The organism is Actinospineispora spinosispora DSM 44797, assembly GCF_000429025.1.
GTDB lineage: Bacteria > Actinomycetota > Actinomycetes > Mycobacteriales > Pseudonocardiaceae > Pseudonocardia > Pseudonocardia spinosispora.
Genome location: NZ_AUBB01000041.1, coordinates 1 through 14,405, shown reverse-complemented (window position 1 = coordinate 14,405; position 14,405 = coordinate 1). Strand labels below are relative to the sequence as shown.

13 protein-coding genes and 1 pseudogene are annotated in these 14,405 nt (G+C 69.2%); 9 read left to right on the top strand and 5 right to left on the bottom strand.

Annotated features, from left to right (window positions below; genetic code table 11):
- Positions 1 to 32: 32 nt before the first annotated feature.
- Entirely contained in the window at positions 33 to 746 is a 714-nt protein-coding gene (locus tag G406_RS0119060) for an SDR family NAD(P)-dependent oxidoreductase (RefSeq protein WP_028935055.1), read from the bottom strand.
- 88 nt (positions 747 to 834) lie between these two features.
- Between G406_RS0119060 and G406_RS0119055 the strand changes: the two genes are divergently transcribed.
- Entirely contained in the window at positions 835 to 1,428 is a 594-nt protein-coding gene (locus tag G406_RS0119055) for a TetR/AcrR family transcriptional regulator (protein ID WP_028935054.1), read from the top strand.
- A 102-nt stretch (positions 1,429 to 1,530) separates the two neighbouring features.
- Here the strand turns inward: G406_RS0119055 and G406_RS0119050 are convergent, their stop codons facing one another.
- Positions 1,531 to 2,301: an IclR family transcriptional regulator gene (locus G406_RS0119050; protein WP_028935053.1), complete on the bottom strand. Its 771-nt coding sequence runs from the start codon at positions 2,299 to 2,301 to the stop codon at positions 1,531 to 1,533.
- A 122-nt stretch (positions 2,302 to 2,423) separates the two neighbouring features.
- On the opposite strand from G406_RS0119050, the gene G406_RS48040 reads away from it, so the two are divergent.
- From G406_RS48040 to G406_RS0119030, 4 genes are all read left to right on the top strand, one after another.
- Positions 2,424 to 2,780: a bifunctional 3-phenylpropionate/cinnamic acid dioxygenase ferredoxin subunit gene (locus tag G406_RS48040; RefSeq protein ID WP_051342352.1), complete on the top strand. Its 357-nt coding sequence runs from the start codon at positions 2,424 to 2,426 to the stop codon at positions 2,778 to 2,780.
- On the top strand, positions 2,780 to 3,961 hold the full coding sequence (locus G406_RS0119040) for an NAD(P)/FAD-dependent oxidoreductase (RefSeq protein ID WP_028935052.1): 1,182 nt from the start codon (positions 2,780 to 2,782) through the stop codon (positions 3,959 to 3,961). The genes G406_RS48040 and G406_RS0119040 overlap by 1 nt, the downstream gene beginning before the upstream one ends.
- Positions 3,962 to 4,017: 56 nt before the next feature.
- Positions 4,018 to 5,193, top strand: coding sequence for an aromatic ring-hydroxylating oxygenase subunit alpha (locus G406_RS0119035; RefSeq protein WP_028935051.1), 1,176 nt, complete (start codon positions 4,018 to 4,020; stop codon positions 5,191 to 5,193).
- Positions 5,194 to 5,474: 281 nt separating this feature from the next.
- A complete protein-coding gene (locus tag G406_RS0119030; RefSeq protein WP_028935050.1) occupies positions 5,475 to 6,833 on the top strand; it encodes an MFS transporter in 1,359 nt (452 codons plus the stop codon).
- Positions 6,834 to 6,882: 49 nt separating this feature from the next.
- Here the strand turns inward: G406_RS0119030 and G406_RS0119025 are convergent, their stop codons facing one another.
- Positions 6,883 to 7,572: a response regulator transcription factor gene (locus G406_RS0119025; protein ID WP_342666228.1), complete on the bottom strand. Its 690-nt coding sequence runs from the start codon at positions 7,570 to 7,572 to the stop codon at positions 6,883 to 6,885.
- A 163-nt stretch (positions 7,573 to 7,735) separates the two neighbouring features.
- Between G406_RS0119025 and G406_RS0119020 the strand changes: the two genes are divergently transcribed.
- The gene (locus G406_RS0119020) at positions 7,736 to 8,869 is read left to right on the top strand and encodes an FAD-dependent monooxygenase (protein WP_037077372.1); all 1,134 of its coding nucleotides are present in this window, start codon (positions 7,736 to 7,738) and stop codon (positions 8,867 to 8,869) included.
- Positions 8,870 to 9,001: 132 nt separating this feature from the next.
- Here G406_RS0119020 and G406_RS48035 read toward each other — a convergent pair whose 3' ends face one another.
- Positions 9,002 to 10,648 carry an acyl-CoA dehydrogenase family protein gene (locus G406_RS48035; RefSeq protein ID WP_051342351.1) on the bottom strand — a complete coding sequence of 549 codons (1,647 nt, stop codon included), beginning with the start codon at positions 10,646 to 10,648 and terminating at the stop codon, positions 9,002 to 9,004.
- A 321-nt stretch (positions 10,649 to 10,969) separates the two neighbouring features.
- Here G406_RS48035 and G406_RS59755 point away from each other — a divergent pair.
- A pseudogene (locus G406_RS59755) lies at positions 10,970 to 11,562 on the top strand (carotenoid oxygenase family protein).
- 43 nt (positions 11,563 to 11,605) lie between these two features.
- Here the strand turns inward: G406_RS59755 and G406_RS0119005 are convergent.
- Positions 11,606 to 12,394 carry an alpha/beta fold hydrolase gene (locus G406_RS0119005; RefSeq protein WP_037077371.1) on the bottom strand — a complete coding sequence of 263 codons (789 nt, stop codon included), beginning with the start codon at positions 12,392 to 12,394 and terminating at the stop codon, positions 11,606 to 11,608.
- A 74-nt stretch (positions 12,395 to 12,468) separates the two neighbouring features.
- Here G406_RS0119005 and G406_RS0119000 point away from each other — a divergent pair, with 74 nt between their 5' ends.
- Positions 12,469 to 13,383, top strand: a complete 915-nt coding sequence (locus G406_RS0119000; RefSeq protein ID WP_028935045.1) for a LysR family transcriptional regulator — start codon at positions 12,469 to 12,471, stop codon at positions 13,381 to 13,383.
- Positions 13,384 to 13,450: 67 nt separating this feature from the next.
- Entirely contained in the window at positions 13,451 to 14,305 is an 855-nt protein-coding gene (locus G406_RS0118995; RefSeq protein WP_156934984.1) for a metallophosphoesterase, read from the top strand.
- Positions 14,306 to 14,405: the final 100 nt, after the last annotated feature.

The following is a 14,405-nucleotide window of genomic DNA, read 5'->3' as shown; positions in this document are numbered from 1 at the left end:
GTGTGACCACATGGTGCGCGGTGCGGGAGCTGTCACCACGGGGCGAGGGTGCCGTCCCAGGAGAAGAATCCGGCGGTGGGGCCGTCGTCGGGCAGCAGCGCCAGCCGCACGGCCTGCGCCGCTGCCTCCGCCGGGTCCCCGCCGGACTCGGCGGCCCGGGGGTTGAGGTTGGTGGCGCGCAACCCGGGCGCGACGGCGTTGACCTTGAAGCCGTCGAGGGTCTGCGCGTAGAACACGGTGAGCGCGTTGAGCGCGGTCTTCGAGGACCGGTAGGCGGCGGCGCGACCGCCGGTCCGGTGGTCGAACTGCGGGTTGGGGCCGGTGCTCCAGCCCAGCGACCCGGTGCCGCTGGAGATGGTGACGATGCGCGGGCTCGCCGAGCGCCGCAGGGCGGGCAGGAAGGCGTTGGTCACGGCGACGACGGCGAACACGTTCGTCTCGTAGACCCGGCGCAGCATGTGCAGGTCGGTCTCGGTCGGGGCCTGGCCGGCGTCGGAGACCCCGGCGTTGTTGACCAGGACGTCCAGTTCGGGGACCTGGGCCGCCGCGGCGGCGATGGACTGCTCGTCGGTCACGTCGAGCGGCAGCAGGTGGGCGCCCTCCCCCAGCTCGTCCACGGCTGCCTGACCGCGCGCACGGTCGCGCGCCCCGACGTGGACGGTCAGCCCGGCGCCCAGCAGCTGGCGGGCGATCTCCTTGCCGATTCCGCTGTTCGCCCCGGTGACCAGTGCTGTTCGACCGTGCATGACCGACTCCTCCCAAACTCCAACGCTACCGTTGGAGTTTGACGGTAGCACTCATCTCCAACGCCTGCGTTGGAGATACGCTGGGCCGATGGCCTGGGACACCGAAGGGACGCGGCGCCGGCTCAAGGAGGCCGCGACCGCCGAGTTCGCCGAACGTGGGCTCGACGGCACGTCGATGACTCGCATCGCCGGCCGTGCCGGGATCAACAAGGAGCGGCTGTACAGCTACTACGGCGACAAGAACGCGCTGTGGGAAGTGGTGCTCACCGACGAGCTGGACCGGCTCGCGGCGGCGATCGCGCTCACCGGCACCGGGCTGGACGACATCGGCGACTTCGCCGGCGCGACGTACGACTACCACGCCGCGCACCCGGAGCTGGGGCGCCTGCTGCAGTGGGAGGGCCTGTCCCGAGGACCCGCTGCCGACGTCGCGCGGCGCTCGGCGCACTACCGGGAGAAGGTCGACCGCTTCGCCGAGGCCCAGCGCGACGGCGTGCTCGACGCCGCTCTCGATCCCGCGCACCTGGTGTTCGCGCTCATCGCGCTCGCCGCGTGGTGGCAGACGGTCCCCCAGCTCGCGGAGATGATCACCGGCGCCAGCGGCGACGACCCGGCCGAGCGCGCACGCAGGCGAGCCTTCGTGGTCGAGTCCGCCCGCCGCCTGGCATCAACCCGCCGCTGACAGCGCGTCGGCGATCCCGTCGCGGCCGACTTTGCACATCCACGTGCTGTGTCGCACATGTCCGGACGTGTGCGACGCGGCACGTGGGTGTGCAAAGTCGGCTCAGGCTGCCGGGAGGCTCAGGTCGGCGGCTTCCGAGCGGAGTTTCACCGCGGCGTCGGCGAAGTCCGCCGGGGTCAGGCGGTAGGACGGGCCGGAGACGCTGACCGCGGCCGTCACCGCTCCGTCCGAGCCGAAGATCGGGGCGGCGACCGAGTTGAGGCCCAGCTCCAGCTCCTCGCCGCTGCGGGCCCAGCCCCTGGACCGGACCTCGGCCAGCTCCTCCCGCAGTCGCGCCTCGTCGACGATGGTGCGTTCGGTGAACTGCTCCAGCCCGGAACGCAACAGCTCGCCGAGCGCGTCCTCCTCCGCCCAGGCCAGCAGGACCTTGCCGCTCGCGGTGGCGTGCAGCGGGGTGCGTTTGCCGACCCAGTTGCGGGTGGCGACCATGGTCGAGCCGTGCTCCTGGGTGATGTTGACCGCGGCGGCCGAGTCGCGGATCGCGATGTTGACCGTCTCGCCGATGTCGCCGGCCAGCCGCACGCACATGGGGCGCCCGTCGCGGGTCAGGTCGAGCTGGGAGCTGGTCGCGGCGGCCAGGCGGATGACGCCGAAGCCCAGCCGGTACTGGCCCCGGTCCTCCAGCTGCTCGACCATGCGTCGGTGCTCCAGTGACGCGGTCAGCCGGAACGCCGTCGACTTGTGCACCCCGAGGTGCCGCGCGATCTCGGTGATGCCCGCCTGTCCGTGCTCGGCCAGGTACTCCAGGATCGCCAGCGCCCGGTCCACCGACTGCACGGGAGACACCGGACCGTCAACCAGTTTGTTGCTCATTGAGGAACCCTTCTCAGCTTACGCAACCAATTTGCTCGGATCCGTTGACTCGACCCGGATCCGATTGGCACTCTGTTCCGTATAGCACATGCTGTTGCTTATCACGAAACCCAGGAGCTGCAATGATCCGAGTGGGCGCGGTCGCCGACATCCCGGACGGCGAAGCGGTTGTTGTCCAGGGCGAGGTGCCGATCGCGGTGTTCCACGTCGACGGCGAGCTGTTCGCCATCGACGACACCTGCAGCCACCAGAAGGCCTCCCTGTCCGAAGGGTGGGTCGAGGACTGCAAGGTCGAGTGCCCGCTGCACGCCGCCTGCTTCGACCTGCGCACCGGGATGCCCAGCGGCCCGCCGGCCAAGATGGCCGTGCGCACCTACCCGGTGGTCGTCACCGACGGCGTCGCCTTCGTGAACCCGATCGTCGAGCCCTCGGTGCCCACCGTGCCGGCCACGCTCGTCGCGGACATCAGCGCTGCCTGATGCGTTCGGTCACCGTCGTCGGGGCATCACTGGCCGGCTCCTCGACCATTCGCGCACTGCGTGAGCAGGGCTTCGACGGCCGGATCACCGCGATCGGGGCCGAGACCCACCTGCCATACGACCGGCCGCCGCTGTCCAAGGAGTTCCTCGCCGGCAGCATGTCCGCCGACGAGCTGAGCCTGCTGAGCGGCGAGGACGAGCAGTCCCTGCGGGTCGACTGGCTGCTCGGGCGGACCGCCACCGCGCTGGACCCGTCGACCATGGCGGTGGTCCTCGACGACGGGCAGCGGATCGTCTCCGACGCGGTCGTACTGGCCACCGGCGCCAGGGCCCGGCAGCTGCCGGGGCCCCGACCCGCGGGTGTGCACACCGTGCGCACCCTGGAGGACGCCACCGCGCTGCGCGCCGAGCTGCGCCCCGGCGCACGCGTGGTGCTGATCGGCGGCGGCTTCATCGGCGCCGAGATCGCCTCCACCGCCGCGCAGCTGGGCGCGGGCGTCACGATCGTCGAGGCCGTGGCCACGCCGCTCGCCGTCCAGCTGGGTGACGAGGTCGCTTCGGCGTGCACCGCGCTGCACGCCGACAACGGTGTCACCCTGCTCACCGGGGTCGGGGTCGCCGAGCTCGTCTCACACGAGGACGGCGCGCTCGACGCGGTGCGCGCGGTGCGCCTCACCGACGGCCGGGAGCTGCCCGCCGACGTCGTGGTCGTGGGGATCGGCGCGATCCCCAACACCGAGTGGCTCGCCGGTTCGGGACTGGCCGTCGACGGGGGCATCATCACCGACGCAGGCTGCGCGACCGACATCCCGGGCATCGTCGCGGTCGGCGACTGTGCGTCGTCCTATCGCCACTTCACCGGCGCGACACTGCGGCTGGAGCACTGGACGAACGCGGTCAAGCAACCGGCCGCCGCCGCCGCGACCCTGCTCGGCCTGCCCGCGCCCAAGCCGGACGTCCCGTACTTCTGGTCCGACCAGCACGGTTCCCGGCTGCAGTTCGCCGGTCACCGCACCGCCGGCGCCGAGGTGGAGATCACCGAGGGCAGCGCCGAGGAGCGCAGCTTCCTCGCCGTCTACCGCAGCGCGGGCGAACCGGTCGCGGTGTTCGCGCTGAACCGCCCCAAGCCGTTCAACCGTCTGCGCCGCGAGCTCGCCACCCGCGCGACCGCGCACGCCTGACATTCCTGACGCACCTCCCCCACCCCGATCCGATCGTTGCTCTGCGAAGGAGCCTCATGGAGACCGGCACCCAGCCCCGTACCCAGCTGTCCGAGAGCCTGATGCCCACGTTGCCGGGGCACCACTACGCCGACCCGGAGATCTTCGCCAGTGAACAGGCCAGGATCTTCGAGAAGTACTGGTTCGCCGCCGTGCGCACCGCGGATCTGCCCGCCGCCGGCAACTTCCGCACGGTGCAGGTCGGCCGGGAGAGCGTGCTGGTCGTGCGGGACCGCAAGGGCAACCTGGGCGCGTTCCTGAACGTGTGCCGCCACCGGGGCGCGCAGCTGTGCGCGGAGCCGACCGGTTCGCTGCGCAACGCGGTGCGCTGCCCGTACCACGCGTGGACCTACGGGCTGGACGGCAAGCTGATCGCCGCGCCGAACCTGGAAACCATGCCGGACGTCGACCGGAGCGCCTACGGGCTCAACAAGGTCGCGCTGCGGGAATGGCTCGGTGTGGCGTGGGTGTGCCTGGCCGACGAGCCGCCCTCTTTCTCCGAGACGGTGATCGGCGCGGTGACCGCCCGCCTGGGCGACGCGGAGATCATCGACGCCTGGCAGATCGACAAGCTGGAGCTCGGCAAGCGCATCACCTACGAGGTGAAGGCGAACTGGAAGCTCATCATCGAGAACTTCATGGAGTGCTACCACTGCGCGACGATCCACCCCGAGCTGACCGAGGTGCTGCCGGAGTTCGCCGACGGTTTCGCCGCGCAGTACTTCGTCGGGCACGGTGCGGCGTTCGGTGAGGACGTCCAGGGGTTCACCGTCGACGGCGGTGCCGGCGCGCCGAAGCTGGAGACCGTCACCGACGAGCACGACCGCCGCTACTACGCGATCACGGTCAACCCGCAGGTCTTCATCAACCTGGTTCCCGATCACGTCATCCTGCACCGGATGTACCCGGTGGCGGCGGACCGCACGATCGTCGAGTGCGACTGGCTCTACGCCCCGGAGGTCGTCGCCAGCGGGCAGGACCTGACCAAGTCCGTCGAGCTGTTCCACCGGGTCAACCAGCAGGACTTCGACGCGTGCGAACGCTGCCAGCGCGCGACCCTGTCGCGGTCCTACCGCGACGGTGGGGTGCTGGTGCCCAGCGAGCACCACATCGGGGCGTTCCACGAGTGGGTCCGCACTCAGCTCTGGCCGGACGAGCTCACCGAAGGAGCACAGTTCGACACCGTCATGTAAATTCGTTCCTACTTCTCCACAAAGCCTGTGACTAACCCGCACAGGCTTTCTGGCATGCCATGAATCGGCTATTGATTCAATTATTAGGATAATGTTAAGTATCTGCCTCCGCTTGACATGACCATTCCTGACGGACAACGATAGTTGCGTCACATAAATCCTGTTGCATAATACGCACCGAGGCGTATGCACGGAGGGAAACGCAACCCGTGAGCGAACATATCGGCGAGGTACCGGCGCCGCTACCAGGCAGTTCATCAGGATCCACTGAGGTGGCCGGGGTGACGGTCACCGACGAGAAGACGGTTCGGCGCGCGGTCGCGGCAGCCGCTATCGGCAATGTCACTGAATGGTACGACTTCGGCGTCTACGCCTACCTGGTGCCGGTCATCACGCACGTCTTCTTCTCCGACCTACCCCAGTCGGTCGCGGTTCTCTACGCATTCGCGACGTTCGCCGTGTCATTCCTGGTCCGCCCGATCGGCGGGCTCATCTTCGGCACGTTGGGCGACCGGATCGGGCGCACCAAGGTGCTGTCGATGACGGTCATCCTGATGGCGGCCGGGACGTTCGTCCTCGGGCTGCTGCCCAGCTACGCGGCGATCGGCATCTCCGCGCCGCTGCTGGTGATCTTCGTGCGGATCATCCAGGGACTGTCCACCGGTGGCGAGTACGGCGGCGCGATGACGTTCATCGCCGAGTACAGCTCCGACCGCAGGCGCGGGTTCTTCGGCAGCTGGCTGGAGTTCGGCACACTCACCGGCTACGCGATGGGCGCCAGCCTGGTCACCATCCTGACCATCGCACTGCCCCACGAGGCGATGCTGTCCTGGGGCTGGCGCCTGCCGTTCCTGCTGTCGCTGCCGCTCGGCATCGCCGGGCTCTACCTGCGACTCAAGCTGGAGGAGACCCCGGCGTTCAAGACCATGCTCGCCGAGTCCGAGGCCCGCGAGGGCACCTCGGCCGGTGAGGGCCTGCGGCAGCTGTTCGCCGATCACTGGCGCACGATGCTGCTGGCCGGCGGCATCATCATCGCCTGGAACGTCACGAACTACCTGCTCACCAGCTATGTGCCCACCTATCTGACGACCACCCTGCCGGCCAGCGGCCATGCCGGGATCAGCGAGGAGGCCTCGAACCTGCTGCAGATCGTGGTGCTGCTCCTGCTGATGGTGGTGATCACCTTCCTGGGCACGCTCAGCGACCGGTTCGGCCGCCGCCGGGTGCTGCTGGTCGGGTGCGCGGGGCTCATCGTGCTCGGTCTGCCCTCGGTGCTGCTGCTGCGGTCCGGCGGTATCGCCACGACGTTCATCGGCCTGATGGTCATGGGTCTGTCGCTGGTCTGCTTCTCCGCGGTCGCACCCTCGACGCTGCCGGCGATGTTCCCGACCCACATCCGCTACGGCGGGCTGTCGGTCACGTTCAACATCTTCGTCTCGGCATTCGGCGGCACCACGGCGATCGTGGTCAGCGGCCTGGTACTGGCGACCGGGAACCTGGACTTCCCCGGCTACTACCTGATCGGCGCGGGTGTCCTCGGCGCGATCTGCGCGTACCTGATGAAGGAGACCGCCGGTAAACCACTGCCCGGCTGCCACCCGGCGGTAACCACGGAGGAGGAGGCACGCGAACTACGCTAAAAGCCGTGAGTGGCGAGTGGTCCTATAGGACCACTCGCCACTCACGGCTTTATCCCGCGTAACGGAGCGCGGCTCGTTGGGCCACCAGTCGATAACCGACGCCGTGCACCGTCTGGACCAGGTCCGAACGTCCGAGTTTCGTACGCAGGGTGGCCACGTGCACATCCAGCGAACGACTCGACGCGGGCAATGGCCGGCCCCAGACCTCCACCATCAGATGGTTGCGGGTGCACACCGAACCGTTCGCCCGATTCAGCACGCTGAGCAGGCGGAATTCCTTGGGTGTCAGTTTCACCGGCCGCCCGTCGACCCGCACCACGCGACGTGATCCGGCGCCGCACCCCTCGGCCAGGTCGAGCGGAGAATTCTGCGAATGCCGGACTCGCGCACCCCGGCGCCGCCGCCGGTCCACCGCGGAGATCCGGGCGGCCAGTTCACCTGAATCGACCGGCTCGACGACGTAGTCGTCCGCGCCCAGATAAAGTCCCAGTACGCAGTCACTCAGCCGGAACCGCGCGGCGAGCAGGATGAGCGGCACGTCGCTCACCTCACGGACGAGCTGACAGATCGACGTGCCGGCGATGTCACCGAGACCGAGGCTGTGCACCACCACGTCGACATCGTCGAGGTGGTCCAGCACCTCCGGACCCTCGGCCCGCAACCGGTCCGTGGCGATGTCGTGACCGTGCAACGCGCTCCGCAGGGCGGCGGCCACCCGGTCGTCGGATTCGATCAGCAAGATACGCAGCTCATCGACCTTCCCTGAGAGGGGTGCGTACTAGCTCCCCAACAACGTTGGTCATCGTATGTTGACCAACATTTGTTGTCAATCCTGCCCCGCCGCGCTACAGTCGTGTTGCCAACAAGCGTTGACATAGGCGTTGAAGAAAAGGATTACTGCCATGCGGAACACGGATGTGGTGGTCGTCGGTGCCGGCCCGACCGGGCTCACGCTCGGCGCCTCGTTGATCGACAAGGGCATGGACGTGGTGGTTCTGGACAAGAACCCGGAGGGCGCGAACACCTCGCGCGCGGCGGTCGTCCATGCTCGCACCCTGGAGGTCCTGCGCGACCTCGGCGTGGCCCGCGAGCTGGTCACCCGAGGTGTCGTGGTCCCCTCGTTCACCCTCCGGGACCGCGACCGCACCCTGCTGAGCCTCGACTTCTCCGACCTGCCGACGCCGTACCCGTTCACGCTGATGGTCCCGCAGAGCACCACCGAGGAGGTCCTGCTCAACCGGTTGCGGGAGCTGGGCGGCAAGGTCCAGCGGCCCACCGAGGTGGTCGGCCTGGACCAGGACGCCGACGGGGTCACCGTGCACACCACCGACGAGGGTGGCACCACCAGCATCCGGGCGCGCTATCTCATCGGTGCGGACGGCATGCACAGCGCGGTCCGGGGCCTCGCCGGCATCGGTTTCACCGGCAGCGCCTACGAGCAGTCCTTCGTCCTCGCCGACGTTCGGATGGGCTGGGCACTGCCGGCCGACGAGGTGCAGCTGTTCTTCTCCCCCGCCGGTCTCGTCGTCGTCGCGCCGCTGCCCGGTGACCGGCACCGCATCGTCGCCACCCTCGACCACGCCCCCGAACATCCCGAGCTGCCCGACATCCAGCGCCTGCTGGACACCAGGGGTCCGGTCACCGATCCCGCGCGGGTCGACGAGGTGGTCTGGAGCTCCCGGTTCCGCGTCCACCACAGGCTGGCCAGCCGCTACCGCACCGGCCGGGTCTTCCTGGCGGGCGACGCCGCGCACGTGCACTCACCGGCGGGCGGTCAGGGCATGAACACCGGCATCCAGGACGCGGTCGAGCTGGCGACCCTGCTGCACACCGGCGCCGAGGCCCGCTACGAGTCGATCCGCCGCCCGGTCGCGGCAGGCGTCCTGTCGATGACCGACCGCATGACCCGAGCGGCCACGACCCACAGCCCCTTGGTGCGCACGCTCCGCAACACCACCCTGCGCACCCTCTCCCACGTCCCCCCGTTCCGCCACACCCTGGCGATGACCCTCTCCGAACTGTCCACCCGCCGCTAACCCCCCGCCACCAGCCCGCCTCCCGGTGATCACCTCCTCCCCCGATGACACGAATGTGGCTTTAGGGACGTTCAACGTCCCTAAAGCCACATTCGTGCCGGTGGGGTGGGGCAGGTGGGGCGGGGTGCGGCGTTAGTCGAGGCGGGCGTAGTCGGTGATCGCGGTGAAGTCGAGGTTGCGCAGCGTGCCGTAGGTGGGGCCCCAGGTGGTGCCCAGGCGGGAAGCCACGAAGGCGTCGGACACGACCGTGGGGGCGTGCTGGACCAGCAGGGACGCCTGCACCGCCAGCGCCAGCCGGGTGACCAGGTAGCGGGTGGTGTCCTCCGGAGCCATGACGAGCTCCTCGATCTCGGTGAGCGCCCCGGCCAGGAGCGGGTGTTCCCCGGCGGCGGGGCGGATCTCGTCGAGTACCGGTTCGATCGCCTTCGGCTCGCGCTCCAGGACGCGGCCGACGTCCATCACCATCATGTTCGAGGTGCCCTCCCAGATCGCGTTGAGCGGCGCCTCCCGGTAGTAGCGCGGGCACGGGTGTTCCTCGATGTAGGCGTTGCCGCCGATCGACTGGATGACCTCCTCGGTCACGCTCGACACGCGCCGGCAGTTCCAGAACTTCGCCACCGGGGTGAGCAGCCGGCTGAGCAGCTTCTCCGACACGTCGTCCTGGTGGTCCTCGGCGTGCGCGACCCGGAACCCGAGGTGCGCGGCGCCGGCCCATTCCAGCGCCAGGTCGGCCAGCACGGGCGCCTGGATCGGCAGCTGGGACAGCGGCGCGCCGAACGCCGTGCGCTGGTCGTTGTAGTGCAGCCCCTGGGACAGCGCCGCGCGCATCAGACCGGCGGAGCCGATGGCGAAGTCGAGGCGGGTGTACTCGGCCGAGGACAGGATCGTCCGCACCCCCTTGCCCTCCTCGCCGACGAGGAAAGCCCGCGCGTCGTGGTACTCGATCTCCGACGAGGCGTTGGCGCGGTTGCCCAGCTTGTCCTTCAGCCGGTTGATCCGGATGCCGTTGAGCTCACCGTCCGGGACGCGGCGCGGCACCAGCAGGCAGGACACGCCGCCCTCGGTGTGCGCGACGGTCAGGTAGGCGTCGGACATGGGCACCGAGGCGAACCATTTGTGCCCGTTGACCAGGTAGGTCTCCCCGGGGCCCCGTTTGCCGACCGGGCGGGCGACGGTGACGTTGGCCCGCAGGTCGGAGCCGCCGTGCTTCTCGGTCATGAAGTAGCCGATCGTGCCCGCCGACTTGCGTCCGATCGCGACGTCCGCCGGGTCGTAGCCCTCCGCCGCGATCGCCTCGGCCCACGGCGCGAGCTCGGGCTGGCTGCGCAGCACCGGGATCGAGGCGTACGCCATGCCGATCGGGCACGCGGTCGAGCCGTCGATCTGGTTCCACAGGTAGGACAGCACCGCGCGGGCCGAGTGCGCGCCGGGTTCGTCGGAGGTCCAGGCCAGCGAGTGCACGCCGGAACCGAAGCCCAGCGACATCAGCTCGTGGTAGGCCGGGTGGAACTCGACGTCGTAGACCTCGTTGCCGAGACGGTCGAGGGTGCGCAGCTCAGGGGTGTGGCGCTGGGCGTCGCGCGCGGCCTTGAGCACCAGGGGGTCCCACACCCGCGAGCCCAGCGCCTCCGCCCGGTCCCAGGCCCACGGGGCGTGGCGCCGGACGACGGCGGCGGCGACCTTGTCGCGGGTGAAGGCGTTGACGTGGTTGAGATCCGGGATCAGGTTGTCCGGGATCGGGCGCTGCCGGGTGAAGTCAGCGGCGTCGGTGACGGTCATGGAGTACCTCCCGGTAGCCCAGTCAACCCCAGCGCCCCGATCCCGCAAGCCGAGCCCGCCGGGCTGTCAGTCGTCACCGATCCGGCGTTCGGCTGACCACGGGAGCCCGGAGAGCCAGGACAACATCCATTCTCGGTATCTGATCCCGGAGCGACGACTTCGCGCTGACGCGCACCAAGGCGATCATCGTGGTGCATCCACTGACCATGCCTCGGTTCCCACTCGGACTGCTCACGAAATCCAGGACCGTGCACGACGTGTTCCGGTGGAATCCTGAGCTCGACACCCCGCATCCTGGTCATCGACCGCATCAACGGCGAGGTGTGCCGGTACAGCACCGAGGCGTTCCTGCTGCACCACACCGCCAATGCGTTCGACGACGGCAACGACGTGGTGCTCGACCTGTGCGCCTATCCGGACGACTCGATCTTCAAGCTCTTCCAGGAGCCGCTGGCCGGAACCTGGCCGGAGGTCCGCCACGGATGGCCTGAACGGCTCCGCCTCACCGACAGCGGCCAGGTACGCCGTCGACGGCTGGCCGACATCGCGTTCGAGTTCCCCGCGTCGCGCCCGGTTCGTGGCTGTCGGAACATCGCCACATCTACGGCGTCACCGGCTACATGGGGCAACCCGTCACACTCGACACCGAGACCGGGTCGGTCACCACGTTGTGGCACAGGTCCGGCGAGCACGCCGGCGAGCCCATCCCGGTCCCGAAACCCGGCGCGACCGCAGACACCGACGTCTGGCTGCTCATTCTCGTCCTGAGCCTCGACGGCCGCACCGAGCTGCGTATCTTCGACGGCAATGAACTCGGCGCCCCGCCCGTCGCGCGCGTACCGCTGCCGCACGTGATCCCGTTCGACTTCCACGGCAACTGGCTGCCGGCCGACACCGGGACGACGCTCAGCTGAACGGCCCTCCCGGACGGCGCCGTGGATCCTGTACGTCCCGAGGTCAGGGCTGCTGCCGCAGGAAAGTGACGACGGCATCCTCGAAAGCCGACGACTGTTCGACGTTGGACAGGTGCACCGCGGGCAGGACCTCGAAGCGGGCGCCGGGGATCGTCTCGGCCAGCTCCTTGCCGTGCGCCTCGGAGGTGACGGTGTCGTCGCGGCCCGCGATGACCAGGGTCGGGCGGGAGATCAGCGAGACGGTGCGCCGCTGGTCGGAGTCGCGCACGATGGCCCAGGCGGCCGCGACGCCTTCGCGTGAGGTGGTCAGCAGCGTCCGGCGGAACGGTTCGACCGTGTCGGACTCCAGCAGCTCGGCCGGGAACCAGTTGTGCAGGAACCTGTCGGCGGTCTCGCGCATGTCGGGGGCACGCAGCAGCTCGGCGATCGCGGCGTCCCACTGCGGGGCCGGACCGAGATGGGCGGCGGTGTTGGCGAGCACGAGCCGGTCGACGCGCTCCGGGGCGTGGATGGCCAGCCACTGCGCGACGTACCCGCCGAGCGACAGACCCAGCACGTGCACCCTCGGCAGGTCCAGCGTGTCCAGCAGCTCGAGGACGTCACGCCCGAACCGGTCGAGCGAGTAGGCACCCTCGGGCGTCTCGGAGCCACCGTGCCCTCGGAAGTCGTAGCGCAGGAGGCGGAAGTGCTCGGTGAGGGCCACGACGTTGGTGTCCCACATGTGCAGGTCGGTGGCGATCGAGTTGGACAGCAGCAGCACCGGCTTGCTCGCGTCGCCGTCGAGCCGGTAGGCGATGCGGACACCGTCGCCGGTGGTGAATGAGGTGGTCATGTCCTTCATCCTGTGCACCGCAAGGCAGATTTTAAATTACAGAGTTCGGACAGGCCTTGTAGATTGAACCGACAATGTCTCAGTTCACGCTGCACGAGTTGCAGTGCTTCGACGCGGTGGTGAGCGCGGGCGGTTTCCAGGCCGCTGCCGAGCGGCTGCACCGTTCGCATCCGTCGGTGTTCGCTGCGGTCGCCAAGCTGGAGCACCAGCTGGGGCTTCAGCTGCTGGACCGGTCCGGGTATCGGGTGCGGCTGACCGAGGCCGGTCAGGTCTTTCACCGCCGGGTCTCGGTGCTGCTGCACGAGGTGGAGGAGCTGGGGACCTACGCGACGCAGCTGGCGATGGGCGAGGAGGCCGAGCTGCGGGTGGTTCTCGGTGACCTGTGCCCGCTGCCGCCGGTGCTGGATCTGTTGAGCGAGTTCTTCGGGCGGTGCCCGCAGACCCGGTTGCATCTGCAGTTCGAGGCGGTGACCGGCCCGTGGGAGCGGTTGCTGTCCGACGAGACGGACCTCATCGTGCACCGGGTGGCCAAGAGCGATGTGCGGATGGAGTGGATCGACCTGGGGCCCGTCGCGCTGGTTCCGGTCGTGGCGCCGGGCTTTCTGCCGTTCGAACCGACGGCCGAGGTCACGCCGAGGCACATGCAGCCGTTCACCCAGTGCCTGATCCGCGATTCGGCGCACCAGCCGGCCGAGCCGAGCCACTACGTCGTGGAGGGTGCACCGCAGTGCTCGGTGCCGGATCACCTGATGAAGAAGGAGCTGATCCTGCGTGGCATGGCGTGGGGACACCTGCCTCGGTTCATGATCGAGTCCGAGCTGACCGACGGTCGTCTGCTGTCGATCACCGGGCGGCATTTCCCCGGGGTGGTCGAGGAGCTGGTGGCTGCCCGGCGTCGGGACCGGCCGCACGGGCCGGTCGCCAGCAGGCTGTGGGACTTCCTGGCCCGGAACTCACCGGTGCTGGACCCTGTTCGATCCGCGCGGTGAGAGACCGTTATCACATCTGCCCTCTCAGAAAGTTCCACCGTCGCGGCGCAGGAGGCAGGATCGGGTGGTGACCGAGGGACCACGACACACCCTGATCCAGATCACCGACTCGCACATCCGCGCCGAGGACACGACGGGTGCGGGTCAGGTGGACACGTTCGCGCTGCTGGGCAGCGCGCTGCGGGTGGTCGAGGCGCTGGCGCCGCGCCCGACGGCGGTCCTGTTCACCGGCGACCTGGCCGACGACGGTGACCCGCTCGCCTACAGTCGGTTGCGCGACCTGGTCGGGCCGGTCCTGGCGCGGATCGGCGTTCCGGCGGTCTATCTGCCGGGCAATCACGATGTGCGTGGGGTGATGCGCGAGCATCTGCTCGACCAGGCCCCGGACGATGCGCCGCTGGACTCGGTGAGCTGGTTCGGTGACGTGCGGGTGGTGGCGTTGGACAGCACCGTGCCCGGGTTCGCCTATGGCCTGCTGGAGCCCGCGCAGCTGGAGTGGTTGCGTTCGGAGCTGGCGACACCGGCACCCGCCGGGACGGTCGTGGCGCTGCATCATCCGCCGCTGCCGTCGTTCGCGCCGTTCACCTCGTCGATCGAGCTGCAGAACCGGGCCGATCTGGCAGCGGCCATCGCCGGCACGGACGTCCGCGCGGTGCTGGCCGGGCACACCCACATGGTCGGCGGCGGAGTCGTAGCGGGTGTTCCGGTGTGGACGGGTGGCCCGTTGGCGACGATCCAGGACCCGGTGCTGCCCGGAGGCGCACTGCGTGGTCTGGCGGCCCCGGGCCTGACCCGCCTGGACCTCTACACCAACACCGCGGTAGCCACCCACGTACCTATCGACGTCGACGTGGTGTGGCAAGTCCCACCCGAGAAACTGGCCCCCACAGTGGAAAAGTTCCGCTCCCAGCTGCCGTCCTAACCCAGCCACAGCACCCGGCCACAGCAAAGCCGGTCGCAGCAAGGCGAGCGACAGCTAAGCCGGCTCCGCGAGTCTCCGAAGGAGTTCCGGCGAAGGCCGG

What these genes read in the sequence shown, in the direction of transcription:
- G406_RS0119060 (WP_028935055.1), bottom strand. Translation starts at nt 746, where the DNA reads ATGCACGGTCGAACAGCACTGGTCACCGGGGCGAACAGCGGAATCGGC.
- G406_RS0119055 (WP_028935054.1), top strand. Translation starts at nt 835, where the DNA reads ATGGCCTGGGACACCGAAGGGACGCGGCGCCGGCTCAAGGAGGCCGCG.
- G406_RS0119050 (WP_028935053.1), bottom strand. Translation starts at nt 2,301, where the DNA reads ATGAGCAACAAACTGGTTGACGGTCCGGTGTCTCCCGTGCAGTCGGTG.
- G406_RS48040 (WP_051342352.1), top strand. Translation starts at nt 2,424, where the DNA reads ATGATCCGAGTGGGCGCGGTCGCCGACATCCCGGACGGCGAAGCGGTT.
- G406_RS0119040 (WP_028935052.1), top strand. Translation starts at nt 2,780, where the DNA reads ATGCGTTCGGTCACCGTCGTCGGGGCATCACTGGCCGGCTCCTCGACC.
- G406_RS0119035 (WP_028935051.1), top strand. Translation starts at nt 4,018, where the DNA reads ATGGAGACCGGCACCCAGCCCCGTACCCAGCTGTCCGAGAGCCTGATG.
- G406_RS0119020 (WP_037077372.1), top strand. Translation starts at nt 7,736, where the DNA reads ATGCGGAACACGGATGTGGTGGTCGTCGGTGCCGGCCCGACCGGGCTC.
- G406_RS48035 (WP_051342351.1), bottom strand. Translation starts at nt 10,648, where the DNA reads ATGACCGTCACCGACGCCGCTGACTTCACCCGGCAGCGCCCGATCCCG.
- G406_RS0119005 (WP_037077371.1), bottom strand. Translation starts at nt 12,394, where the DNA reads ATGACCACCTCATTCACCACCGGCGACGGTGTCCGCATCGCCTACCGG.
- G406_RS0119000 (WP_028935045.1), top strand. Translation starts at nt 12,469, where the DNA reads ATGTCTCAGTTCACGCTGCACGAGTTGCAGTGCTTCGACGCGGTGGTG.